This window comes from Mariniluteicoccus flavus (assembly GCF_054776655.1).
In genome coordinates this window covers 714,791-734,840 of record NZ_BAAHBN010000001.1, presented here as the reverse complement: position 1 = coordinate 734,840, position 20,050 = coordinate 714,791, and the positions used below count along the sequence as shown (strand labels likewise).

Genomic DNA, 20,050 nt, shown 5'->3' with positions numbered 1-20,050 from the left:
CTTCCATGGCGTCATTGGGCGGCCGCAGCGGCGGCCCGGTGAACGGGGGGCAACACCATGCGTCGAGTATTCGTGGCGGGGGCGGCAGCGGCCGCGCTCAGCACCGCAGCGGCCGTCGGGATCGTGACCGATCGCGCCGGGGCGACCACGTCCGCGTGCCAGCGGGCCGACAACCACGTCAAGGTCGTCACCGCGACACGGGCCGTGAGCTGATGCACGGCGGCAAGGCCCCGATCAGCCCCAACCGCTACATCAGCTGGGTGGTCCTGAAGGATCGCGCGAGCGGCCGCAGGACGGTCTTCATGAACACCCACATGGTGTCCGGCGCGTGGAACGCGACGCACGACGACACCGACCCGTGGCGCCAGGCCCGCTGGAACGAACACCGCACCAAGCAGATGGCCCGGGTCGAGGCCTTCGTCAAGGCCGGCCACTCCGTCGTCTACGGCGGCGACTTCAACCGCCAGGAGATGGGCAAGCTGCACCCCCGCGACGAGCAGGTGTCGCCCAGGGGCATCGACAAGGTCGGCGTGGTGCTCGCCACGGGCGATCAGGTCGAGAAGGTCCACGCCCGGGAGACGGTCCAGCTCAACTCCGACCACAACGCGAAGGTCGTGAAGGCGACGCTGTCGGGCTGCACGAAGAAGGAGGTCCCGACGCCGACGAAGACCCCGACGAAGACCCCGAGCGTGACGCCGACGAAGACCCCGACCAGGACCCCGACGCCCACTCCCACGCAGGTTCCCGTCCCCTCGACGAGCCCGACCCGTGTGCCCGCGCCCCCGCACGGCGGCGGGGGAGGCACCCATGCGCCTCAACACACTGAGAAGCCCCAGGACACCCAGCCCCAGGACATCGCGCCGAAGGAGTCCGAGGGCGGACTGGCCAACACCGGGTCCTGACCGCCCGGGTGGCGACCAGATGCCGCGTACTCCCGGCATGTGCTCGCCACCCACCCGGTCAGCCGGCCCTAGGCCCCCAGCACCTCGTCCACATAGCACCAGCGCCACGACTCACCCGGCTCGATCGACCGCATGACCGGGTGCCCGGTCTCCCGGAAGTGCCGGTCGGCATGGCGCCCCTCCGACGAGTCGCAGCAGCCGACCTCGCCGCACGCGAGGCACATCCGCAGGTGGACCGGCTGCGTCCCCTCCGCGCGACAGGCGCCACATGCGGCCCCGGCCGCGCTGTCCCTGGGCGATCTGGCGCATTGCGCGTCCCCCAGGTGATCGCAGGGGGCATCCGGCAGTGCGGGCGCGAGGGGAGTGGTCGAGGCGCGCTGGGCGCCCTCGTTGAGCCGGATGAGCAGGGACTCCTCGAGATCGAGCGTCGCCAGGACGCGGGCGAGCACCTCGTGATCGGCCCGCCCCTCATCACGGATCCGCAACAGCGTCGCCCGCTCCGCCTCCAGCGCGACCAGTCGGAGCCGGCGATAGGCATCCGAGGGGGTGTCCACCTCGTCGCTGGGGCGGCCGAGCCGCTCCCAGGCGGCGTTCACGCGGGTGTCGTACGCGTCCTCCAGTCGCGCGAGCACCAGCCCGTCGCCGGGTGAGGCCGCCTCCCGGGCCGCGGTCAGCCCGTCGCCGAGCGCCGCCTGCAGCACGGTCGCCTCCTGCAGCGCGTCCTCCCGCGGGTCGGGCCCGCGTACGCCGAGCCGCCGCGCGAGCAGGGGCAGGGTCAGGCCCTGCAGCACCAGCGTGCCGAGGGTGGTCGTGAGCGCGACGAGGATGAGGGTCGCCCGCATCGGCGTCGCCAGCGGCAGGGTCAGGGCCGCGGCCAACGTCACCACGCCGCGCATGCCCGCCCAGCCGACCACCAGGGACTCGGCGAGCGTCAGGCGCGGCTCGCGACCGCGGCGGCGCCCGGGGATCAGCCACACCCGGCTCACCAGGACCCAGCCGACCCGGAGGACGATGACGGTGGCCAGGACGGCCAGGCAGAGGCCGGCCAGGGTCCAGCCGCTCGTCTCGGCCGTCCCCGCGACGACGATGCGCCGCACCTGCAGGCCGATGAGCAGGAACACCGAGTTCTCCAGCACGAACTGCACCGTGGCCCAGTTCAGGCGCTGGAACAGACGGGCCGGCGCGTCCTGGGTGGTGGGGCTGTGGTGGCCGACGAACAGGCCGGCCACGACGACAGCCAGCACGCCGGACGCGTGCAACTCCTCCGCGGGCGCGTACGCCGCGAACGGCACCAGGAACGTGAGCACCGTGGTGGTGATGGGATCGGTGATGTGGCGGAAGACCAATCCCGCGAGCTTCGCCACCACCACCCCCACCACGATGGCGATCGCCACGGCCTTGGCGAAGTCCAGCCCGATGGCCATGGCGGAGATCGGCGCGGCCAGTGCCGCCACGGCCGTGCGCAGCGACACCAGCGCGGTCGCGTCGTTGACCAGCGACTCGCCCTCGAGGATCGTGACGACCTTGCGCGGCAGCCCGATCTGCCGGGCGACTGCGGTGGCCGCGACGGCGTCCGGCGGCGCCACCACCGCCCCGATGGCGAAAGCCGCGGCGAACGGCACGTCCAGCACCTGCCAGACCACGAGCCCCACCCCGAGCGCGGTGAACAGCACCAGCCCGACCGACAGCCATCCGATGGGGGAGAAGTTGTCGCGGAAGTCCATCAGCGAGGTGTTGACGGCGGCCGCGTACAGCAGTGGAGGGAGGACGCCGACGAGGATCAGCTCGGGGGACAGGGCAGGCTCGTGCACGAACGGCAGATACGATCCGAGGACGCCGAGGGCGAGCAGCACCAACGGTCCCTGGACGCCGAGCCGGCGCGACACGAGGGTCCCGCCGAGCACGGCGAGGACGAACAGGGTGACGGCGATGAGGACTTCCACCCCCAGATCGTGTCACCGCCACGCCGGTCGGCGCGATGCTTGACACCGGGCGGGCGCCCGATTTGGTCTCGCCGTCGATCTCTGTCAAGATTGTCAGGTTGCTCCGACGGGGTCGCCGGGGCGTGGCCATGGAACACGGGCTTTGACAACTGGACAGAAGTGATCTTCCCTCCAGCCCCGCCATGTCGTTACGCCGCACCGCGAGACCCAGCCGGGCGAGTCACTTCGCCAGACAGCGAACATGCAGGGCAGAACTTTGCCCTGCGCGCGTCCAGCGGGTGCGACACGCCCGACCGCGTGGGTCGGAGGGACGCACGAACGGCGGCTCATCAGAGCCATCCGGACCAGCAGGGACGAGAGAAGGACGAACTGTGGCGGGACAAAAGATCCGCATCAGGCTCAAGGCCTATGACCACGAGGTCATCGACTCGTCGGCGCGCAAGATCGTCGACACGGTGACGCGTACGGGTGCCAAGGTCGCCGGCCCCGTGCCGCTGCCGACCGAGAAGAACGTGTTCTGTGTGATCCGTTCGCCCCACAAATACAAGGACAGCCGCGAGCACTTCGAGATGCGTACGCACAAGCGGCTCATCGACATCATCGATCCCACCCCGAAGACGGTCGACTCGCTCATGCGTCTCGACCTTCCCGCGGGTGTGGATATCGAGATCAAGCTCTGAGGGACGTGACTGACTTGAGCACTGTTGAACGCAACGTCAAGGGCATCCTGGGCACCAAGCTCGGCATGACCCAGCTCTGGGACGACAACAACAAGGTCGTCCCCGTGACCGTGATCCAGGCCGGCCCCTGCGTCGTGACGCAGGTCCGCACCCCCGACTCCGACGGCTACTCCGCCGTCCAGCTCGGTTTCGGTGCCGTGAAGGCCAAGAAGGTCACCAAGCCGTCCGCGGGCCACTTCGAGAAGGCCGGCGTGACGCCCCGCAAGCACCTCGTCGAGCTGCGCACCGCCGACGCCACCACCTACGAGTTGGGCCAGGAGCTCAACGCGGACGTGTTCGAGGCCGGCAACATCATCGACGCGACGGGTGTCAGCCGAGGCAAGGGCACCGCCGGTGTCATGAAGCGCCACGGCTTCCACGGCCTGCGCGCCTCCCACGGTGTGCACCGCAAGCACCGCTCGCCCGGTTCCATCGGCGGCTGCGCGACCCCCGGTCGCGTGTTCAAGGGCCTCAAGATGGCCGGCCGCATGGGCGTCGACAAGGTGACCGTGCAGAACCTCGTGATCCACTCGGTCGACACCGAGCGCGGTCTCATCCTGGTCAAGGGTGCGATCCCCGGTGTCAAGGGCGGCCTCGTCGTCCTGCGTACCGCTTCGAAGAAGGGTGAGAAGGCATGAGCGACCTCAACATCGACGTCGTCGACGCCAAGGGCAAGAAGGCCGGCAAGGCCGAGCTCCCCGCAGAGCTGTTCGGCCTCGAGCCGAACGTGCCGCTGATCCACCAGGTCGTCGTGGCCCAGCTCGCCGCTGCCCGTCAGGGCACCCACTCGGTCAAGGGCCGTGGTGAGGTCCGCGGTGGCGGCAAGAAGCCGTGGCGCCAGAAGGGCACCGGCCGCGCCCGCCAGGGTTCGACCCGCGCCCCCCAGTGGGTCGGCGGTGGCATCGTCCACGGCCCGACCCCGCGGTCGTACGCCCAGCGCACCCCCAAGAAGATGGTGGCCGCCGCCCTGCGCGGCGCCCTGTCCGATCGGGCCCGCGAGGGTCGCCTCCACGTCCTGAGCAGCCTGGTCGAGGGCGAGACGCCGTCGACGAAGGCCGCGCTCGCCGCCCTCGCGAGCGTCGCCAAGACCGACAAGGTCCTGGTCGCACTCTCGCGTGACGAGGACGTCGCCTGGCTGTCGCTGCGCAACGCCGCGAACATCCACGCGCTGGCCGTCGACCAGCTGAACGCCTACGACGTGCTCGTCGCCGACGAGATCGTCTTCACCTCCGCCGCGCTCGACGCGTTCGTCGCCGGTCCGACGAAGGGCAAGGCCGCCAAGGCCGTCGCCACCGAGTCCGAGGCCGCCGCCGAGTCGACAGAGACCGACGTCGTGACCGAGAAGAAGGGCAAGGAGTCCAAGTGAGCGACGCACTCAAGATCCGCGACCACCGCGACATCCTGCTCGCGCCCGTCGTGAGCGAGAAGAGCTACGGCCTGATCGACCAGAACAAATACACGTTCCTGGTCGCTCCGGACGCGAACAAGACCGAGATCAAGATCGCCGTCGAGCAGGTCTTCGGCGTCAAGGTCACCGCTGTCAACACGATCAACCGCATCGGCAAGAAGCGCCGTACGCGCGCCGGCTGGGGCAAGCGCCCCGACACCAAGCGCGCCATCGTGTCGGTCGCCGACGGACAGCGCATCGACATCTTCGCCGGCTCGGCCAGCTGACCGGGAAGCTGAGAGGAAGAAACCCATGGGTATTCGTAAGTACAAGCCGACAACGCCGGGCCGTCGTGGCTCGTCGGTTGCCGACTTCGTCGAGCTGACCCGGTCCACCCCGGAGAAGTCGCTCCTCGCGCCGAAGAGCAAGACCGGTGGTCGCAACAACACCGGTCGCATCACCACCCGTCACATCGGTGGTGGTCACAAGCAGGCCTATCGTCTCGTCGACTTCAAGCGCTACGACAAGGACGGCGTGCCGGCCAAGGTCGCTCACATCGAGTACGACCCGAACCGCACCGCCCGCCTGGCGCTGCTCCACTACGCCGACGGCGAGAAGCGCTACATCATCGCGCCCCACAACCTGAAGCAGGGCATGTCGGTCGAGGCCGGCGAGGGTGCTGACATCAAGCCGGGCAACAACCTGGCCCTGCGCAACATCCCGGTCGGCACCACGATCCACGCCGTGGAGCTCCGCCCCGGTGGCGGCGCCAAGCTCGGCCGCTCGGCCGGCGCGGCGATCCAGCTGGTGGCCCGCGAGGGCAAGATGGCGACGTTGCGCATGCCTTCGGGCGAGATGCGCATGGTCGACGTCCGCTGCCGCGCGACGGTCGGCGAGGTCGGCAACGCCGAGCAGTCGAACATCAACTGGGGCAAGGCTGGCCGCTCGCGCTGGAAGGGCAAGCGCCCGACCGTCCGCGGCGTCGCGATGAACCCGATCGACCACCCGCACGGTGGTGGCGAGGGCAAGACCTCCGGTGGTCGCCACCCGGTCTCGCCGTGGGGCAAGGCCGAGGGCCGCACCCGTGACAAGAACAAGGCGAGCAATCGCCTCATCGTCCGCCGCCGCAAGTCCGGCAAGAAGCGCTGAGCAGGAGTCTGAGATATGCCACGCAGCCTTAAGAAGGGCCCCTTCGTCGACGACCACCTCATGAAGAAGGTGGAAGTCCAGCTGGAGAAGGGTTCCAAGAACGCAGTCATCAAGACCTGGTCGCGCCGTTCCATGATCGTCCCGGACATGATCGGCATGACCATCGCGGTGCACGACGGTCGCAAGCACGTCCCGGTCTTCGTCACCGACTCGATGGTCGGTCACAAGCTCGGGGAGTTCGCTCCGACCCGCACCTTCAAGGGTCACGTCAAGGACGACCGGAAGTCGAAGCGCGGCCGCTGAGCCAGCGTGAGAGATAGGAACAGAATCTGATGAGCACTCAAGAGAAGGCACGGCCCAGCCGCCGCGCCGCCCTGCTCGGGGATCGTCCTGGCTCGTACGCCATCGCGCGTCACGTCCGGATGTCCCCCACCAAGGTGCGCCGTGTCGTGGACATCGTCCGCGGCATGGACGTCAACGAGGCCCTGACGGTGTTGAAGTTCGCACCCCAGGCCGCCTCGGAGCCCGTCTTCAAGGTCGTCGCCAGCGCCGCCGCGAACGCGGAGAACACCGACTCGCTGCGCGCCGACGACCTCTACATCTCGCAGGCCTTCGTGGACGAGGGTGTGACCATGCGTCGCATCCGCGCCCGCGCCAAGGGTTCGGCGTCGCGCATCCTCAAGCGCGGCAGCCACATCACCGTGGTGGTGGAGCCCCGCGAGGCCCGCGACGCGAAGCCCGCACCCAAGGCCGCCAAGGCCGAGACCGAGACCGAGAAGGAGGCCTGACATGGGACAGAAGATCAACCCGCACGGTTTCCGTCTCGGGATCACGACCGACCACAAGACCCGCTGGTTCGCCGAGAAGAACTACTCGGAGATGGTCGGCGAGGACGTGAAGATCCGTGAGTTCCTCACGAAGAACCTCGAGCGCGCCGGCATCTCGTCGGTCGAGATCGAGCGTCGTTCGGAGCGCGTCACGATCTTCCTGTACGCCGCCCGCCCGGGCATCGTCATCGGCCGCAACGGCGCCGAGGCGGAGCGCGTCCGCGGTGAGCTCGAGAAGCTCACGGGCAAGCAGGTCCAGCTGAACATCCTCGAGGTCAAGAACCCCGAGATCGATGCCCAGCTGGTCGCCCAGGGCGTCGCCGAGCAGCTCGGCCAGCGCGTGGCCTTCCGCCGCGCGATGCGCAAGGCCCAGCAGTCGGCCATGCGCGCCGGCGCCAAGGGCATCCGCATCAAGTGCTCCGGCCGTCTTGGCGGTGCCGAGATGTCGCGCTCGGAGTTCTACCGCGAGGGCCAGGTGCCCCTGCACACCCTGCGCGCCGACATCGACTACGGCTTCTACGAGGCCCGCACGACGTTCGGCCGCATCGGCGTGAAGGTCTGGATCTACAAGGGCGACGTCTCGGGCACCCGCGCTGAGCGCGCTGCCCAGAAGGCCGCTCGCAACAACGCTCCCGGCGGTCGCGGTGGCCGTCCGCAGCGCGGCGGTCGCCCGCAGCGCGGTGACCGTCCCGAGCGCGGCGGTCGCCGTCGCGCCGAGGGTGCCGAGGGCAACGACAACGCAGCCGCGCAGGCTGCTCCCGCCACCGAGACCGCAGGAGCCTGATCATGCTGGTACCTCGTCGAGTCAAGTACCGCAAGCAGCACCACCCGAAGCGCACCGGCATGGCCAAGGGTGGCACCCAGCTTGCCTTCGGTGACTACGGCATCCAGGCGATGGAGTCGGCGTACGTCACCAACCGTCAGATCGAGTCCGCTCGTATCGCGATGACGCGTCACATCAAGCGTGGCGGCAAGGTGTGGATCAACATCTACCCCGACCGCCCGCTGACGAAGAAGCCCGCCGAGACCCGCATGGGTTCGGGCAAGGGCTCGCCCGAGTGGTGGGTCGCCAACATCAAGCCCGGACGCGTGATGTTCGAGCTGTCCGGCGTGCCGGAGGAGATTGCTCGTGAGGCCATGCGCCTCGCGATCCACAAGCTCCCCATGAAGGCGCGCTTCATCAAGCGTGAAGGTGGTGACAACTGATGGCGAAGACACTCGTCGCCGCCGATCTTCGTGGGCTGTCCCGCGAGGAGTTGAACAAGAAGGTGACCGAGCTGAAGGAAGAGCTCTTCACCCTCCGATTCCAGAACGCCACGGGCCAGCTCGAGTCGCACGGCCGTCTGCGTGCGGTCCGCAAGGACATCGCGCGCATCTACACCGTGCTGCAGGAGCGCAACCTGGGCATCGTGGCCGAGCCCGAGACGAATGAGAAGGCGTGAGCATGGCTGAGAAGACCACCGAGAACACGGTCGAGGCGCCGCAGCGCACCTCGACCCGCAAGGTCCGCGAGGGCATGGTCGTGTCCGACAAGATGGACAAGACCATCGTCGTCGCGGTCGAGGACCGCGTGAAGCACCGCCTCTACGGCAAGGTCCTGCGCCAGACGACCCGTCTGAAGGCGCACGACGAGAACAACGAGGCCGGTGCGGGCGACCGCGTACGCATCATGGAGACGCGTCCGCTGTCGGCCACCAAGCGCTGGCGCCTGCTCGAGATCGTCGAGAAGGCCAAGTGAGCAAGGCTTTCTGAGCCGACGACGGCGCCCGTTCCCCATGGGGGAGCGGGCGCCGTCGGCGTTCATGGCGGGGAAGTGGAGTCAGGTGGTTGTGGACCATCTGCGGAGGAAGGTGCGGACGAGGCCGAGGAGTACGTCGTCCGCCTCCTCCGGCGGAGAACACTCGAGGACGCGGAGCGTGTGCAGGAGACTCTTTCGGGCCGAGTCCTGCGCTCCCAGAGCGCGTCGGGGAGTCCGAGTGCTGCTTCGAGCACGTCGCCCTCGTAGAGGTCGCCCTCCATCAGGGGGTCGGTGCGGAGTCGGCCCACAGCGATCGGCATGACGAGCTCCGGATCGATCTGCTGGCCCAGCAGCAGGCGCAGGTCCTCAGGGGTGAGCTGGCTCACTGGGACGCGCCGTGCGAGCGTGGCTCTGACCTGCAGCGACGTGGCCTCGATTCTTGTGCCATCGGGCAGCCGGCGCACGCATCCGGCTAGTCGAGCGCCGTGGCCCATCAGCTCGACGTCCCACACGTCGACCATGTTCGGGGTGTCGAAGGCACCGCCGACGAGGAATGGGGCGATCGGCATGAGGCGACGTCGAGGCGCCAGCGGACCATGCTTGTCCGGTCGGATCCCGGCGAGGTCTGCCAATCCGGTGATCGGCGGAAGGCAGACGTCGGCGATGACTGCGGAAAGATCGTGGGCCGACACCGAGGGCCCCGTCGTGGCCAATCCCCCCAGATAGCCGTCGGGCCGGAGCCATCCCCGTGTCGGATCCGGTCGCGGCGCGATGCCAGTCATCACGACCCCCGCCACGAGGGGGAACACGATCACGCTGGACGCCGAATACCACCACAGGGTGGCGTTGACCCTCGGGTCGGCGTGGTTCCACCGGAGGCCGGTGTCGTTGATCCGCTCACGCAGCCATGACTCGTCGCCGAGGCCGAGTGACACCATGTCGGGTCGACTCATGGTGTGCCCGATCGTGCCACCAGCCCCTTCACGACCAGCCGCCGCCCGTCGTCGTCGGTGACCAGGCGTCCGCGGACGCCGAACACTGCGGCGAGGACATCGGGGGTGAGGACGTCGTCCGGGGTCCCGTGTGCCACCACCTGCCCGCGATGCAGCACGGCCAGACGGTCGCAGAACTCGGCCGCCAGCCTCAGGTCGTGCAGGGTGAGCACCACGGCGCGGCCACGATCGCGCTGGGCGGCGAGCAGTTCCATGATCGAGATCTGGTGATGCAGGTCGAGATGGTTCGTCGGTTCGTCGAGCAGCAGCACGTCGGCATCAGTGGCCAGCGCCCGGGCCAGTGAAACCCGTTGCCGTTCGCCCCCGGACAGGGCCGCGACATCGCGATCGGCCAAGTCCGTCAGCCCGACCTCCTGCAGTGACCGGGCCACGAGCTCGGCGTCGACGGGCGTCTCGCGTGCGAGCACTCCGTGGTGCGGGCTGCGTCCCAGCGCGACCGACTCGCGTACGGTCAGCCCGGCGGTCGGCGGTGGCTCCTGGGCTGCGACCCCGATGCGACGGGCCAGTTCGCGCCGCGGCAGGCGGGTGACGTCGACGCCGGCGACGACGGTACGCCCGGCCGCCGGTGTCAGCGCCCGATAGCAGCAGCGCAGAGCGGTCGTCTTACCCGACCCGTTCGGCCCGACGAGGCCCAACAGTTCGCCGGGTCGGGCCTCGAGGTCGACCCCCTGCAGCACCGGCGTGGCGCCGAAGCTGTGGCGCAATCCGTCGGCGCGCAGGCCCCCGGCGGTCGTCGAGCCCGTCACGACAGCCTCGTGCGCGAGTGCCACAGCATGACGACAAGGATCGGAGCGCCCACGAGGGCGGTGACGACGCCGACGGGCAGTTCCACCTTCGCCGACACCGAGCGGGCCCCGGTGTCGGCAGCCACCAGGGCGACTGCGCCGAGCAGCGCCGCGACGGCAGCAGCCGTCGTGCGCTCGCGCCGACGAGCAGGGCGGCCAGGTGGGGGATCAACAGGCCGACGAACCCGATGCCGCCGGCGACCGCCACCGAAGTCCCGGCCAGCAGCGAGACCCCCAGCAGCGTGGTGACGCGGAAGCGTACGGCGTTCATGCCGAGGGCGGCCGCGCCGTCGTCGCCGGCGTGCAGGAGATCCAGGCGTCCGCCCGTGGCGACCATGACGGCGCCAATCACCAGCAGTGCTGCACCCGGCAGCCACACGCTCTGCCACCGGGCGTCACCGAAGCCCCCGGCCATCCGAGGAGCCAGAGGACAAGCGGGACCCTGCGCCCGAGAGCCGAGCTCATCCGGGGATCCGGTCGGGGTGCAGGAACCGGGCGATGGTCTGGGCGGAGCCGACCAGCCGGGGGCTTTCGAAGAAGTCGTCGAGAGGCACGACCACGAAGCGGCCGGCCCGAACCGCCGGCGTGGTGCGCATCACCGGGTGGTTCTTGAGGAACTCGATCTTGTCGGTGGCCGAGGTCTTGCCGTAGTCGAGCACCACGATGGCCTGCGGTGCCCGTTCGGAGATCTGTTCCCAGCTCGCCTTCGCGTACGGCCGGGTGCCCTCGTCGAAGAGGTTCTTGGCGCCCGCCGCCGTGACGATGAGGTGACCCACGCCGACGCCACCGACGGTCAGCGGCTCCTTCTCGCCGGAGTCGTAGACGAATGTCGGCACCGGCGTCGTCCCCTGGAGCCGGTGGCGCAGTTCCTCGAGGGAGCGCTGGACGTCCTGGCCGACGCGTACGCCCTGGTCGGGCTGGCCGAGGATCACCCCGAGCTGGGCATAGTCGGTCGTCAGCACGTCCAGGGTGGCCAGGCCCTTGCCGCAGTATTCGGAGAACAGGAACGTCGGGACCTTCTTCTCCGCCAACTGGTCGCGGGAGCGCCCCCTCTTCTCGTCGAAGGCGCTCGACATGCCGCCGACGACGAGATCGGGTTCGGCGTCCAGCAACTGTTCGGCGGAGGGATATTCATCTGCCAGTTTCGGGATCTTCGCCCACTGCGCGGCGTATTTCGGACGGGGCGAGGCCTTTCCGTATCCCATGCCGACGATGCGGTCGCCGACGCCCATCTCGAGGAGCACCTCGGTGACGTGGTCGTTCATCGAGACGATGCGCTGCGGCGGTCGCTCTAAGGTCAGGGGGCGATCGCAGTTGGTGACGTGCACGGGGGTGCCGTACGCGGTGGGGCGGGCTGCACCGGGTTGTGACGGCGTGGCTGAGGTCGCGCAACCGGTCGCGGTCAGGGCCAGAGCGGCCAGGACAGCGCCGACGCGGCGTACGCGTGCGGAGGGGGTGGGGGCGGGCATGGGCTTCCTCGGGGGATGCGCGCGGTCGACACCATGCAGCCGGGGCCACAGTTCGTTGACCACGACGAACTTGTACGGGCGTGTCCGGGCAGGCGATCGGGCTCTCCGCCGAAGGCGGACTACCGTTGCGGGACAGCGCCGGACTTGGACCGGCTTCCCCTGCGTCGAACGTCTGGGAACCTAGCACAGCCGATTCGCGGCGGCGCACGACGCCTCGGACCGCGACCGTCGTCGATTTCTGTCGCGGCGCCCACTGATGTACGCTTGCACGGTTGCCCAGCGTCGAGCCCGGGGTGAGTCATGCCCGGGGACCTTCACTGTGCAGCCGACACAATGTCCGTTCCACCAGGCCCGCCCGCACAGACCTGGACCACTGAGCCAGTGCAACACGGTGTCGGGAACCGGTGAGACAAACAGGAGAAATCAATGATCCAGCAGGAGTCGCGACTCAAGGTCGCCGACAACACTGGTGCCAAGGAGATCCTTTGCATCCGTGTCCTCGGTGGCTCCGGTCGCCGCTACGCAGGTATCGGTGACACCATCGTCGCCACCGTCAAGGACGCGATCCCCGGTGGCAACGTGAAGAAGGGCGACGTGGTCAAGGCCGTCGTCGTCCGCACCGTCAAGGAGCGCCGTCGTCCCGACGGCTCTTACATCAAGTTCGACGAGAACGCCGCTGTCATCCTGAAGACCGACGGCGAGCCGCGTGGCACGCGCATCTTCGGCCCGGTGGGCCGCGAGCTGCGCGAGAAGAAGTTCATGCGCATCGTCTCGCTCGCCCCGGAGGTGATCTGACATGGCGAACAACCTCCATGTGAAGAAGGGTGACCGCGTCATGGTCATCGCCGGCAAGGACAAGGGCACCGTGGGTGAGATCCTCTCGGTCGACCCCCGCGCCGAGCGCGTCATCGTCGAGGGCGTCAACATCGTCAAGCGCCACACGCGCGAGCAGGCCACCCCGACCGGCAAGACCGAGGGCGGCATCATCGCGTCCGAGGCGCCGATCCACGTGTCCAACGTGCAGCTGGTCGTGAAGGTCGACGGCAAGGAGGTCGTCACGCGTGTCGGTTTCGAGCGCAAGGACGTCACCAAGCGCCGCGCCGACGGCACGGAATACCAGGCCCAGCGCAGCGTACGCATCGCCCGCAAGACCGGGAAGGAGATCTGATGACCGAGACGATCGAGACCTCGGAGCAGACCGAGCGCACGAACACCCCGCGCGAGCTCCCGCGTCTGAAGAAGCAGTATCGCGAGGACATCAAGCCGGAGCTCCTCAAGGAGTTCGGCTACGCGAACCCGATGCAGGTCCCGGGCCTCGTCAAGATCGTGGTGAACATGGGTGTCGGCGACGCCGCCCGTGACTCCAAGGTCATCGACGGCGCCATCAAGGACCTCACGGCCATCACCGGCCAGAAGCCCTCGGTGACGAAGGCCCGCAAGTCGATCGCCCAGTTCAAGCTGCGTGAGGGCCAGCCCATCGGCTGCCACGTCACGCTGCGCGGCGACCGCATGTGGGAGTTCGCCGACCGTCTGCTGACGCTGGCGCTCCCGCGTATCCGCGACTTCCGCGGCCTGAACAGCCACCAGTTCGACGGCAAGGGCAACTACACCTTCGGCCTCACCGAGCAGGTCATGTTCCACGAGATCGACCAGGACCGGATCGATCGCGTCCGTGGCATGGACATCACCTTCGTGACGACGGCCACCAACGATGAGGAGGGCCGCGCGCTGCTGAAGCACCTCGGGTTCCCCTTCAACGACAACCCGAAGCCGCCGAAGGCCAAGGCCAAGGGCCCGGCATACCAGCGGAGGAAGTGAATAACCCATGGCTAAGACAGCTCTGAAGGTCAAGCAGTCCCGCAAGCCGAAGTTCGCCGTTCGCGGCTACACCCGGTGCCAGAAGTGCGGCCGTCCCAAGGCCGTGTTCCGCAAGTTCGGCCTGTGCCGAGTCTGCCTCCGCGAGATGGCCCACGCCGGCAACCTGCCCGGTGTGACCAAGTCCTCCTGGTGAACCCCACCAACCACTTTTCACATAACCCGCAGCAGGTCCCTCGGGAGACCTCCGGTTGCCCGGACGGAAACCACTGCGAGAAAGAGGCTTCCAAGCCATGACGATGACTGATCCCATCGCAGACATGCTGACGCGTCTGCGAAACGCCAATCAGGCGTACCACGACTCGACCTCCATGCCCCACTCGAAGATCAAGGTGGGCATCGCCCAGATCCTCAAGGAGCAGGGCTACATCAGCGACTTCGAGGTCGCTGAGCCCGGCGAGGGCGAGGTCGGCAAGTCGCTGACCATCACGCTGAAGTACGGCCAGAACCGTGAGCGTTCGATCGCCGGCGTACGCCGGATCTCGAAGCCCGGCCTGCGCGTGTACGCCAAGTCCAACGAGCTCCCCAAGGTGCTCGGCGGCCTCGGCATTGCCATCATCTCGACCTCTCAGGGCCTCCTGACCGATCGTGATGCCAACTCCAAGAGCGTTGGCGGGGAAGTCCTCGCCTACGTCTGGTGATCCGACAAACACGAGAGGAGACAGAGAATGTCGCGCATTGGCAAGATGCCGATTGCAGTCCCGTCGGGTGTCGAGATCACCATTGACGGACAGGACGTCCAGGTCAAGGGCCCCAAGGGCCAGTTGACCCACACCGTCCCGAACCCCATCATCATCGCCCGGGCCGAGTCCGGCGAGATCGAGGTGTCGCGTCCCAACGACGAGCGCGTGAGCCGCTCGCTCCACGGCCTGACCCGCACCCTGGTCGCCAACATGGTCCAGGGCGTCACCGAGGGCTACGAGAAGAAGCTCGAGATCGTGGGCGTCGGCTACCGCGTCATGGCGAAGGGCCCGCAGCAGCTCGAGTTCAACCTCGGCTTCTCGCACCCCGTCGTCGTGAACGCGCCGGAAGGCATCACGTTCACCGTCGAGAACCCGACCAAGTTCGCGGTGCAGGGCATCGACAAGCAGACCGTCGGTGAGGTTGCGGCCAACATCCGCAAGATCCGCAAGCCGGAGCCCTATAAGGGCAAGGGTGTGCGGTACGCCGGCGAGCACGTTCGCCGCAAGGTCGGAAAGGCTGGTAAGTGATCATGGGAATCGCACTGTCCAACAACAAGGGCATGTCCCCGAAGGCTGCCTCGCGCACCCGTCGTCAGGTCCGCGGCCGCAAGAAGCTGTTCGGCTCGGCGGAGCGTCCGCGCCTGGTCGTCTCGCGCTCGGCGAAGCACGTCTTCGCCCAGGTGATCGACGACTACCGCGGCGTGACGCTGGCCTCGGCCTCCACCATGGAGGCCGACCTGCGCACCCTCGACGGCGACAAGTCGGAGAAGGCGAAGAAGGTTGGTGGGCTGCTCGCGGATCGCGCGAAGCAGGCCGGCATCGAGAGCGTGGTCTTCGACCGCGCTGGCAACAAGTACCACGGTCGCATCGCGGCGCTGGCTGACGGCGCACGCGAGGGCGGTCTGGACTTCTGAGAACGACGGATACGAGGAGATAGCGATGAGCAACACCGCTACCCAGAGCACCCAGGGCCGAGGCCAGCAGGGTGGTCGTGGAGGCAACGGCGAGCGTCGCGGCCGCGATGACCGTCGTGGGGGCCAGCAGCGCGAAGAGAAGAGCCTTTACATCGAGCGCGTGGTTGACATCAACCGCGTGGCGAAGGTCGTGAAGGGTGGTCGTCGCTTCAGCTTCACCGCCCTGGTCGTCGTCGGTGACGGCGAAGGCATGGTCGGCGTGGGCTACGGCAAGGCCAAGGAGGTGCCCGCGGCGATCGCCAAGGGTGTCGAGGAGGCGAAGAAGCACTTCTTCCGCGTCCCCCGCGTCCAGGGCACCATTCCCCACCCCGTCCAGGGTGAGAAGGCCGCAGGCGTCGTCATGCTGCGTCCGGCGTCGCCCGGTACGGGCGTCATCGCGGGCGGCTCGTGCCGCGCCGTGCTCGAGTGCGCCGGCATCCACGACGTGCTCGCCAAGTCGCTCGGCTCGGCGAACGCGATCAACGTGGTGCACGCCACTGTCGCCGCCCTGCAGGGCCTGGAGGAGCCTGCCGCCGTGGCCAAGCGTCGCGGCATGGCGATCGAGGACGTCGTCCCCGCCGCCCTCCTTCGCGCCCAGCAGGCCAAGCCGGAAGAGGAGGCCAACTGATGGCTCGTCTCAAGGTGACCCAGACCCGTTCCGGGATCGGCTGCAAGCAGAACCAGCGCGACACGCTGCGTACCATCGGCTTGAAGCGCATCGGCGACGTGGCCGTCAAGGAGGACCGTCCCGAGATCCGCGGGATGCTCAACACTGTGACGCACCTGATCAGCGTCGAGGAGGTCGACTGACATGGCACTGAAGGTCCATCACCTTCGCCCCGCCCCGGGCGCCAAGACCGCCAAGACCCGCGTGGGTCGAGGCGAGGGCTCCAAGGGCAAGACCGCCGGACGTGGCACCAAGGGCACCGGCGCTCGCAAGAACACCCCCGAGAACTTCGAGGGTGGCCAGATGCCGATGCACATGCGTGTGCCGAAGCTTCGTGGTTTCAAGAACCCGTTCCGCACGGAATACCAGGTCGTGAACCTGACCAAGCTGAACGAGCTGTTCCCCAACGGTGGCAAGGTCGGGGTCGATGACCTGGTGGCGAAGGGCGCCGTGCGCTCCGGTCTGCCGGTCAAGGTCCTCGGCAACGGCGAGATCACCGTCGCGGTCCAGGTGACCGCCGACAAGTTCTCGTCCACCGCGAAGGACAAGATCGAGAAGGCGGGCGGCTCGGCCAACGAGCGCTGATTTCCGCTGACCAACGCCGCGGCCCGGGAGTGATCCGGGGCCGCGGCGTTCTGCGTACCATCGTTGGCTGAGCGAGCGCGGCTCCCACGTTGGCTGAGCGAGCGTGGCTCCCACGTTGGCTGAGCGAGCGCGGCTTCCACGTTGGTTGAGTGGGCGCGGCTCCCGCGTTGGTTGAGCGAGCGCGGCTTTCACGTTGGTTGAGTGGGCGCGGCTCCCCGTTGGCTGAGCGAGCGTGGCTTCCACGTTGGCTGAGCGAGCGCCAGCGAGTCGAAGCCTCTTCTTCAGTTCTTTGTTTTGCGCCCCCGCTTGCTACGCTGCCCGGGTTGCCAATTCGGTGACGCGTGCTCACGCATGCCCGTCAGTCACTCAGGAGAGGGCCCGGTGCTTTCCGCCTTCGCTAACGCGTTCAAGACGCCGGATCTTCGGAAGAAGATCTTGTTCACGCTGATGATCCTCGTGGTCTTCCGCCTGGGCTCGGTCATCCCGACTCCGAACGTCAACATCCAGCAGGTCGATGTCTGCCGCAAGATGATGGCGGCGGGTGAGCAGGCCGGCCTCTATTCGCTGGTGAACCTCTTCTCCGGTGGCGCCCTCCTCCAGCTCGCGATCTTCGCGCTGGGGATCATGCCCTACATCACGGCGTCGATCATCCTGCAGCTGCTGACCGTGGTCATCCCGCGTCTCGAGGCGCTGAAGAAGGAGGGCGCGTCGGGTCAGAACACGATCACGCAGTACACGCGCTATCTGACCCTGGTGCTGGCCGTGCTCAACTCGACCGCGTTCGTCACCCTGGCGGTCAACGACCAGCTCTTCCAGGGCTGCACCGGCATCGTCTATTCCAAGGACATTTTCCCGATCATCGTGATGATCATGACGATGACCGCCGGCACCGGCATCGTGATGTGGCTCGGCGAGCTCGTCACCGAGCGCGGGCTCGGCAACGGCATGTCCATCATGATCTTCACCCAGATCGCGGCGACCTTCCCGACGGCCCTGTGGGACGTCAAGCAGAAGAACGGCGTGGCCGCCTTCATCATGGTCCTCGCCATCGGCCTCCTGGTCATGGCCGGCGTCATCTTCATGGAGCTCGGCCAGCGCCGCATCCCGGTGCAGTACGCCAAGCGCATGGTCGGTCGCCGCATGTTCGGCGGCACCACGACCTACATCCCGCTCAAGGTGAACCAGGCCGGCGTCATCCCGGTCATCTTCGCGTCCTCGATGCTCTACCTGCCGTCGCTGTACGCGCAGTTCCGCCCGAACGACGCGGCCTCCAGCTGGATCCAGAGCCACTTCGTCACCGGGTCGAGCCCGATCTACATGCTCATCTTCTTCCTCCTGATCGTGTTCTTCGCCTACTTCTATGTGGCGATCACGTTCGACCCGGTCGAGGTCGCCGACAACATGAAGAAGTACGGCGGCTTCATCCCCGGCATCCGCGCCGGCAGGCCGACCGAGAAATACCTCGGCTTCGTGCTGTCCCGCCTGACGTTCCCGGGCGCCCTCTATCTGGGCCTCATCTCCCTGATCCCCTCGATCGCCTTCATTGCGCTCAAGGCCAACCAGAACTTCCCGTTCGGCGGCACGTCGCTCCTCATCATCGTGGGCGTCGGCCTCGACACCGTGAAGCAGATCGAGTCGAAGCTCCAGCAGCGAAACTATGAAGGGTTCCTCCGTTGACGCGTCTCCTCATCATGGGTCCGCCCGGTGCCGGCAAGGGCACCCAGGCCAAGGGCATCGCCGAGGCCTTCGGCATCCCCGCGATCTCCACCGGCGACATCTTCCGGGCCATCTCCAAGGCCGATGAGAAGACGGCCTCACCGCTGGCGCTCGAGGTCAAGGAGATCATGGACGGCGGCGGCTACGTCTCCGACGAGATCACCAACCGCATCGTCGCCGAGCGCCTCGACGAGGCCGATGCCAAGGACGGCTTCCTGCTGGACGGCTACCCGCGTACGGCCGGCCAGGTCGACGCCCTCGACGCCATCCTCGCCGAGCGCGGCGAGAAGCTCGACGCCGTCATCTCGCTCGAGGCCGACCAGGACGCCCTGGTGGAGCGCCTCCTGAAGCGTGCCGAGACCGACGGCCGCGCCGACGACAACGAGGCCACCATCCGCAAGCGCCAGGAGGTCTACGTCGCCCAGACCGCCGACCTGCTGAAGGTGTACGCCGACCGCGGCCTCCTCGTCGCCGTCGACGGCCTCGGTGAGATCGACGAGGTCTCCGACCGCATCACCGACGCGCTGGACACCCACCTCAACGGCGAATGATGCGCGGACCCGGTCGCGGCATCGAGGTCAAGACCCCCGACCAGATCCGCGTCATGCGCCGCGCGGGCCTTGTGGTCGAGCGCGCGCTGACGGCGGCCTGCGGGGCGGCGCGCCCCGGCGCGACGACCGCCGAGGTCAACGCCGTGGCGGAGGACGTGATCCGGTCTGCCGGTGCGGTGCCGTCCTTCCTCGACTATGGCGCTGATGCGCGCGGTCGGGGTGGCTTCCAGGGTGTCGTCTGCATCTCGGTCAACGAGGAGATCGTCCACGGCGTGCCGGGGGAGCGGCTGCTCGCCGACGGTGACCTGGTGTCGATCGACTGCGGCGCGATCGTCGACGGTTGGCACGGCGACTCGGCGCGTTCCGTCTTCGTCGGTACGCCGACCGCGGAGCTCCAGACGCTGAGCGATGTGACCCGCGAGTCGCTGTGGAGGGGCATCGCCGCGGCGCGCCTGGGCGGACGGGTCGGCGACATCTCCGCCGCCATCGACGACTACGTCACCGAGCAGCCCGTCGAGTACGGAATCGTGGAGGAGTTCGTGGGCCACGGCATCGGCTCGGCCATGCACCAGCCGCCGGACGTCCACAACTACCGCGTGGGCGGGCGTACGCCGAAGATCGTCGAGGGCCTGTGCCTCGCGGTGGAACCCATGCTGACGCTGGGCTCGCCCGACAACGAGACGCTGGCCGACGACTGGACCGTGGTGACGCGGGACGGCTCGGTGGCCTGCCACTGGGAGCACACGATGACGGTCACGCGGACGGGCGTGTGGGTGCTGACGGCTGCCGACGGGGGCGAGTCCGAACTGAAGCGCCTGGGCGTACCGTTCGGCCCGCTGGCCGACTGACACCGACGTTCTCCGAGCGAGCGTCAGCGAGACGAGGAGCGGGGACCTTCGTTCTCCGAGCGAGCGGAGCGAGTCGAGGAGCCGGGACCTCCGTTCTCCGAGCGAGCGGAGCGAGTCGAGGAGCGGGGACTTTCGTTCTCCGAGCGAGCGCCAGCGAGACGAGGAGCGGGGACTTTCGTTCTCCGAGCGAGCGTCAGCGAGTCGAGGAGCGGGTCAGAGTTATCCACAGATCTTCGTCGC

At 68.1% G+C, this 20,050-nt stretch carries 30 protein-coding genes, 1 pseudogene and 1 riboswitch; of the genes and pseudogenes, 26 read left to right on the top strand and 5 right to left on the bottom strand.

The features are described from left to right. The first annotated feature begins 57 nt into the window (after positions 1-57). Positions 58-213 carry a hypothetical protein gene (locus tag ACYVAG_RS03685; RefSeq protein WP_460766639.1) on the top strand — a complete coding sequence of 52 codons (156 nt, stop codon included), beginning with the start codon at positions 58-60 and terminating at the stop codon, positions 211-213. Next, complete coding sequence (locus ACYVAG_RS03680; RefSeq protein ID WP_460766636.1) at positions 213-902, top strand: hypothetical protein; 690 nt, start codon at positions 213-215, stop codon at positions 900-902. The genes ACYVAG_RS03685 and ACYVAG_RS03680 overlap by 1 nt, the downstream gene beginning before the upstream one ends. Before the next feature lie 68 nt (positions 903-970). On the opposite strand, the gene ACYVAG_RS03675 is transcribed toward ACYVAG_RS03680, so the two are convergent. Next, positions 971-2,845, bottom strand: coding sequence for a Na+/H+ antiporter (locus ACYVAG_RS03675; RefSeq protein WP_460766634.1), 1,875 nt, complete (start codon positions 2,843-2,845; stop codon positions 971-973). Positions 2,846-3,216: 371 nt separating this feature from the next. Between ACYVAG_RS03675 and rpsJ the strand changes: the two genes are divergently transcribed. Genes rpsJ through rpsQ form a run of 11 tightly spaced genes read left to right on the top strand, consistent with a single transcriptional unit; the run spans position 3,217 to position 8,665 of the window. Further along, a complete protein-coding gene (rpsJ, locus tag ACYVAG_RS03670) occupies positions 3,217-3,525 on the top strand; it encodes a 30S ribosomal protein S10 (protein WP_012923688.1) in 309 nt (102 codons plus the stop codon). Positions 3,526-3,539: 14 nt separating this feature from the next. Further along, entirely contained in the window at positions 3,540-4,202 is a 663-nt protein-coding gene (gene rplC, locus ACYVAG_RS03665; protein WP_460766631.1) for a 50S ribosomal protein L3, read from the top strand. Continuing rightward, positions 4,199-4,930, top strand: a complete 732-nt coding sequence (gene rplD, locus ACYVAG_RS03660) for a 50S ribosomal protein L4 (RefSeq protein WP_460766629.1) — start codon at positions 4,199-4,201, stop codon at positions 4,928-4,930. The genes rplC and rplD overlap by 4 nt, the downstream gene beginning before the upstream one ends. Continuing rightward, positions 4,927-5,238 (top strand): 50S ribosomal protein L23, encoded by a 312-nt coding sequence (gene rplW / locus ACYVAG_RS03655; RefSeq protein WP_460766626.1) that lies wholly within the window; start codon positions 4,927-4,929, stop codon positions 5,236-5,238. Before rplD ends, rplW begins: the two co-directional genes overlap by 4 nt. Positions 5,239-5,263: 25 nt before the next feature. Then, positions 5,264-6,100, top strand: coding sequence for a 50S ribosomal protein L2 (gene rplB / locus ACYVAG_RS03650; RefSeq protein WP_460766623.1), 837 nt, complete (start codon positions 5,264-5,266; stop codon positions 6,098-6,100). Between the two features lie 15 nt (positions 6,101-6,115). Continuing rightward, entirely contained in the window at positions 6,116-6,403 is a 288-nt protein-coding gene (rpsS, locus tag ACYVAG_RS03645; protein ID WP_460766620.1) for a 30S ribosomal protein S19, read from the top strand. 29 nt (positions 6,404-6,432) lie between these two features. Then, on the top strand, positions 6,433-6,888 hold the full coding sequence (gene rplV / locus ACYVAG_RS03640) for a 50S ribosomal protein L22 (RefSeq protein WP_460766618.1): 456 nt from the start codon (positions 6,433-6,435) through the stop codon (positions 6,886-6,888). A gap of 1 nt (position 6,889) precedes the next feature. Continuing rightward, a complete protein-coding gene (gene rpsC, locus ACYVAG_RS03635; protein ID WP_460766615.1) occupies positions 6,890-7,711 on the top strand; it encodes a 30S ribosomal protein S3 in 822 nt (273 codons plus the stop codon). A gap of 2 nt (positions 7,712-7,713) precedes the next feature. Then, positions 7,714-8,133, top strand: a complete 420-nt coding sequence (rplP, locus tag ACYVAG_RS03630) for a 50S ribosomal protein L16 (protein WP_460766612.1) — start codon at positions 7,714-7,716, stop codon at positions 8,131-8,133. After that, a complete protein-coding gene (rpmC, locus tag ACYVAG_RS03625) occupies positions 8,133-8,369 on the top strand; it encodes a 50S ribosomal protein L29 (protein WP_460766609.1) in 237 nt (78 codons plus the stop codon). Before rplP ends, rpmC begins: the two co-directional genes overlap by 1 nt. A gap of 2 nt (positions 8,370-8,371) precedes the next feature. Further along, positions 8,372-8,665: a 30S ribosomal protein S17 gene (gene rpsQ, locus ACYVAG_RS03620; protein ID WP_460766607.1), complete on the top strand. Its 294-nt coding sequence runs from the start codon at positions 8,372-8,374 to the stop codon at positions 8,663-8,665. A 62-nt stretch (positions 8,666-8,727) separates the two neighbouring features. On the opposite strand, the gene ACYVAG_RS03615 is transcribed toward rpsQ, so the two are convergent. The 4 genes and pseudogenes from ACYVAG_RS03615 to ACYVAG_RS03600 form a co-directional block, all read right to left on the bottom strand. Further along, positions 8,728-9,618 carry a contact-dependent growth inhibition system immunity protein gene (locus tag ACYVAG_RS03615; RefSeq protein ID WP_460766604.1) on the bottom strand — a complete coding sequence of 297 codons (891 nt, stop codon included), beginning with the start codon at positions 9,616-9,618 and terminating at the stop codon, positions 8,728-8,730. Further along, entirely contained in the window at positions 9,615-10,448 is an 834-nt protein-coding gene (locus tag ACYVAG_RS03610) for an ABC transporter ATP-binding protein (protein WP_460766601.1), read from the bottom strand. The genes ACYVAG_RS03615 and ACYVAG_RS03610 overlap by 4 nt, the downstream gene beginning before the upstream one ends. After that, positions 10,421-10,878, bottom strand: a pseudogene (locus tag ACYVAG_RS03605) (iron chelate uptake ABC transporter family permease subunit). The gene ACYVAG_RS03610 and the pseudogene ACYVAG_RS03605 overlap by 28 nt, the downstream one beginning before the upstream one ends. A 46-nt stretch (positions 10,879-10,924) precedes the next feature. After that, positions 10,925-11,932: an ABC transporter substrate-binding protein gene (locus ACYVAG_RS03600; RefSeq protein ID WP_460766598.1), complete on the bottom strand. Its 1,008-nt coding sequence runs from the start codon at positions 11,930-11,932 to the stop codon at positions 10,925-10,927. 80 nt (positions 11,933-12,012) lie between these two features. Continuing rightward, positions 12,013-12,090: riboswitch (cobalamin riboswitch) on the bottom strand. 268 nt (positions 12,091-12,358) lie between these two features. On the opposite strand from ACYVAG_RS03600, the gene rplN reads away from it, so the two are divergent. The 13 genes from rplN to map all read left to right on the top strand — a co-directional run bounded on the left by rplN (position 12,359) and on the right by map (position 19,810). After that, positions 12,359-12,727: a 50S ribosomal protein L14 gene (gene rplN / locus ACYVAG_RS03595; RefSeq protein WP_460766594.1), complete on the top strand. Its 369-nt coding sequence runs from the start codon at positions 12,359-12,361 to the stop codon at positions 12,725-12,727. A 1-nt stretch (position 12,728) separates the two neighbouring features. After that, positions 12,729-13,100, top strand: a complete 372-nt coding sequence (rplX, locus tag ACYVAG_RS03590; protein ID WP_460766591.1) for a 50S ribosomal protein L24 — start codon at positions 12,729-12,731, stop codon at positions 13,098-13,100. Further along, complete coding sequence (gene rplE, locus ACYVAG_RS03585; RefSeq protein WP_460766588.1) at positions 13,100-13,750, top strand: 50S ribosomal protein L5; 651 nt, start codon at positions 13,100-13,102, stop codon at positions 13,748-13,750. Before rplX ends, rplE begins: the two co-directional genes overlap by 1 nt. Before the next feature lie 7 nt (positions 13,751-13,757). After that, positions 13,758-13,943: a type Z 30S ribosomal protein S14 gene (locus tag ACYVAG_RS03580; RefSeq protein WP_460766585.1), complete on the top strand. Its 186-nt coding sequence runs from the start codon at positions 13,758-13,760 to the stop codon at positions 13,941-13,943. 97 nt (positions 13,944-14,040) lie between these two features. Continuing rightward, positions 14,041-14,448 carry a 30S ribosomal protein S8 gene (gene rpsH, locus ACYVAG_RS03575; protein ID WP_460766580.1) on the top strand — a complete coding sequence of 136 codons (408 nt, stop codon included), beginning with the start codon at positions 14,041-14,043 and terminating at the stop codon, positions 14,446-14,448. Between the two features lie 27 nt (positions 14,449-14,475). After that, positions 14,476-15,018: a 50S ribosomal protein L6 gene (gene rplF / locus ACYVAG_RS03570; protein WP_460766578.1), complete on the top strand. Its 543-nt coding sequence runs from the start codon at positions 14,476-14,478 to the stop codon at positions 15,016-15,018. Between the two features lie 2 nt (positions 15,019-15,020). Next, positions 15,021-15,404, top strand: coding sequence for a 50S ribosomal protein L18 (rplR, locus tag ACYVAG_RS03565; RefSeq protein WP_460766832.1), 384 nt, complete (start codon positions 15,021-15,023; stop codon positions 15,402-15,404). Positions 15,405-15,429: 25 nt separating this feature from the next. After that, positions 15,430-16,071, top strand: a complete 642-nt coding sequence (gene rpsE, locus ACYVAG_RS03560) for a 30S ribosomal protein S5 (protein ID WP_460766575.1) — start codon at positions 15,430-15,432, stop codon at positions 16,069-16,071. Then, entirely contained in the window at positions 16,071-16,253 is a 183-nt protein-coding gene (gene rpmD / locus ACYVAG_RS03555) for a 50S ribosomal protein L30 (RefSeq protein WP_460766573.1), read from the top strand. Before rpsE ends, rpmD begins: the two co-directional genes overlap by 1 nt. A 1-nt stretch (position 16,254) precedes the next feature. After that, complete coding sequence (gene rplO / locus ACYVAG_RS03550; RefSeq protein WP_460766570.1) at positions 16,255-16,695, top strand: 50S ribosomal protein L15; 441 nt, start codon at positions 16,255-16,257, stop codon at positions 16,693-16,695. Between the two features lie 381 nt (positions 16,696-17,076). Further along, entirely contained in the window at positions 17,077-18,372 is a 1,296-nt protein-coding gene (gene secY, locus ACYVAG_RS03545; RefSeq protein WP_460766567.1) for a preprotein translocase subunit SecY, read from the top strand. Continuing rightward, on the top strand, positions 18,369-18,962 hold the full coding sequence (locus tag ACYVAG_RS03540; protein WP_460766565.1) for an adenylate kinase: 594 nt from the start codon (positions 18,369-18,371) through the stop codon (positions 18,960-18,962). Before secY ends, ACYVAG_RS03540 begins: the two co-directional genes overlap by 4 nt. Then, entirely contained in the window at positions 18,962-19,810 is an 849-nt protein-coding gene (gene map, locus ACYVAG_RS03535; protein ID WP_460766562.1) for a type I methionyl aminopeptidase, read from the top strand. The genes ACYVAG_RS03540 and map overlap by 1 nt, the downstream gene beginning before the upstream one ends. Positions 19,811-20,050: the final 240 nt, after the last annotated feature.

Excerpts from the sequence above, each read along its gene's own strand:
- rpsE (WP_460766575.1), top strand. The coding sequence starts at position 15,430 with ATGAGCAACACCGCTACCCAGAGCACCCAGGGCCGAGGCCAGCAGGGT.
- rplE (WP_460766588.1), top strand. The coding sequence starts at position 13,100 with ATGACCGAGACGATCGAGACCTCGGAGCAGACCGAGCGCACGAACACC.
- rplO (WP_460766570.1), top strand. The coding sequence starts at position 16,255 with ATGGCACTGAAGGTCCATCACCTTCGCCCCGCCCCGGGCGCCAAGACC.
- rpmD (WP_460766573.1), top strand. The coding sequence starts at position 16,071 with ATGGCTCGTCTCAAGGTGACCCAGACCCGTTCCGGGATCGGCTGCAAG.
- rplF (WP_460766578.1), top strand. The coding sequence starts at position 14,476 with ATGTCGCGCATTGGCAAGATGCCGATTGCAGTCCCGTCGGGTGTCGAG.
- rpsS (WP_460766620.1), top strand. The coding sequence starts at position 6,116 with ATGCCACGCAGCCTTAAGAAGGGCCCCTTCGTCGACGACCACCTCATG.
- rpmC (WP_460766609.1), top strand. The coding sequence starts at position 8,133 with ATGGCGAAGACACTCGTCGCCGCCGATCTTCGTGGGCTGTCCCGCGAG.
- ACYVAG_RS03685 (WP_460766639.1), top strand. The coding sequence starts at position 58 with ATGCGTCGAGTATTCGTGGCGGGGGCGGCAGCGGCCGCGCTCAGCACC.
- map (WP_460766562.1), top strand. The coding sequence starts at position 18,962 with ATGCGCGGACCCGGTCGCGGCATCGAGGTCAAGACCCCCGACCAGATC.
- ACYVAG_RS03680 (WP_460766636.1), top strand. The coding sequence starts at position 213 with ATGCACGGCGGCAAGGCCCCGATCAGCCCCAACCGCTACATCAGCTGG.
- rplP (WP_460766612.1), top strand. The coding sequence starts at position 7,714 with ATGCTGGTACCTCGTCGAGTCAAGTACCGCAAGCAGCACCACCCGAAG.
- rplX (WP_460766591.1), top strand. The coding sequence starts at position 12,729 with ATGGCGAACAACCTCCATGTGAAGAAGGGTGACCGCGTCATGGTCATC.
- rplD (WP_460766629.1), top strand. The coding sequence starts at position 4,199 with ATGAGCGACCTCAACATCGACGTCGTCGACGCCAAGGGCAAGAAGGCC.
- rplV (WP_460766618.1), top strand. The coding sequence starts at position 6,433 with ATGAGCACTCAAGAGAAGGCACGGCCCAGCCGCCGCGCCGCCCTGCTC.
- rplN (WP_460766594.1), top strand. The coding sequence starts at position 12,359 with ATGATCCAGCAGGAGTCGCGACTCAAGGTCGCCGACAACACTGGTGCC.
- rplR (WP_460766832.1), top strand. The coding sequence starts at position 15,021 with ATGGGAATCGCACTGTCCAACAACAAGGGCATGTCCCCGAAGGCTGCC.
- ACYVAG_RS03615 (WP_460766604.1), bottom strand. The coding sequence starts at position 9,618 with ATGAGTCGACCCGACATGGTGTCACTCGGCCTCGGCGACGAGTCATGG.
- rpsC (WP_460766615.1), top strand. The coding sequence starts at position 6,890 with ATGGGACAGAAGATCAACCCGCACGGTTTCCGTCTCGGGATCACGACC.
- ACYVAG_RS03600 (WP_460766598.1), bottom strand. The coding sequence starts at position 11,932 with ATGCCCGCCCCCACCCCCTCCGCACGCGTACGCCGCGTCGGCGCTGTC.
- ACYVAG_RS03580 (WP_460766585.1), top strand. The coding sequence starts at position 13,758 with ATGGCTAAGACAGCTCTGAAGGTCAAGCAGTCCCGCAAGCCGAAGTTC.
- rplB (WP_460766623.1), top strand. The coding sequence starts at position 5,264 with ATGGGTATTCGTAAGTACAAGCCGACAACGCCGGGCCGTCGTGGCTCG.
- rpsH (WP_460766580.1), top strand. The coding sequence starts at position 14,041 with ATGACGATGACTGATCCCATCGCAGACATGCTGACGCGTCTGCGAAAC.
- rpsQ (WP_460766607.1), top strand. The coding sequence starts at position 8,372 with ATGGCTGAGAAGACCACCGAGAACACGGTCGAGGCGCCGCAGCGCACC.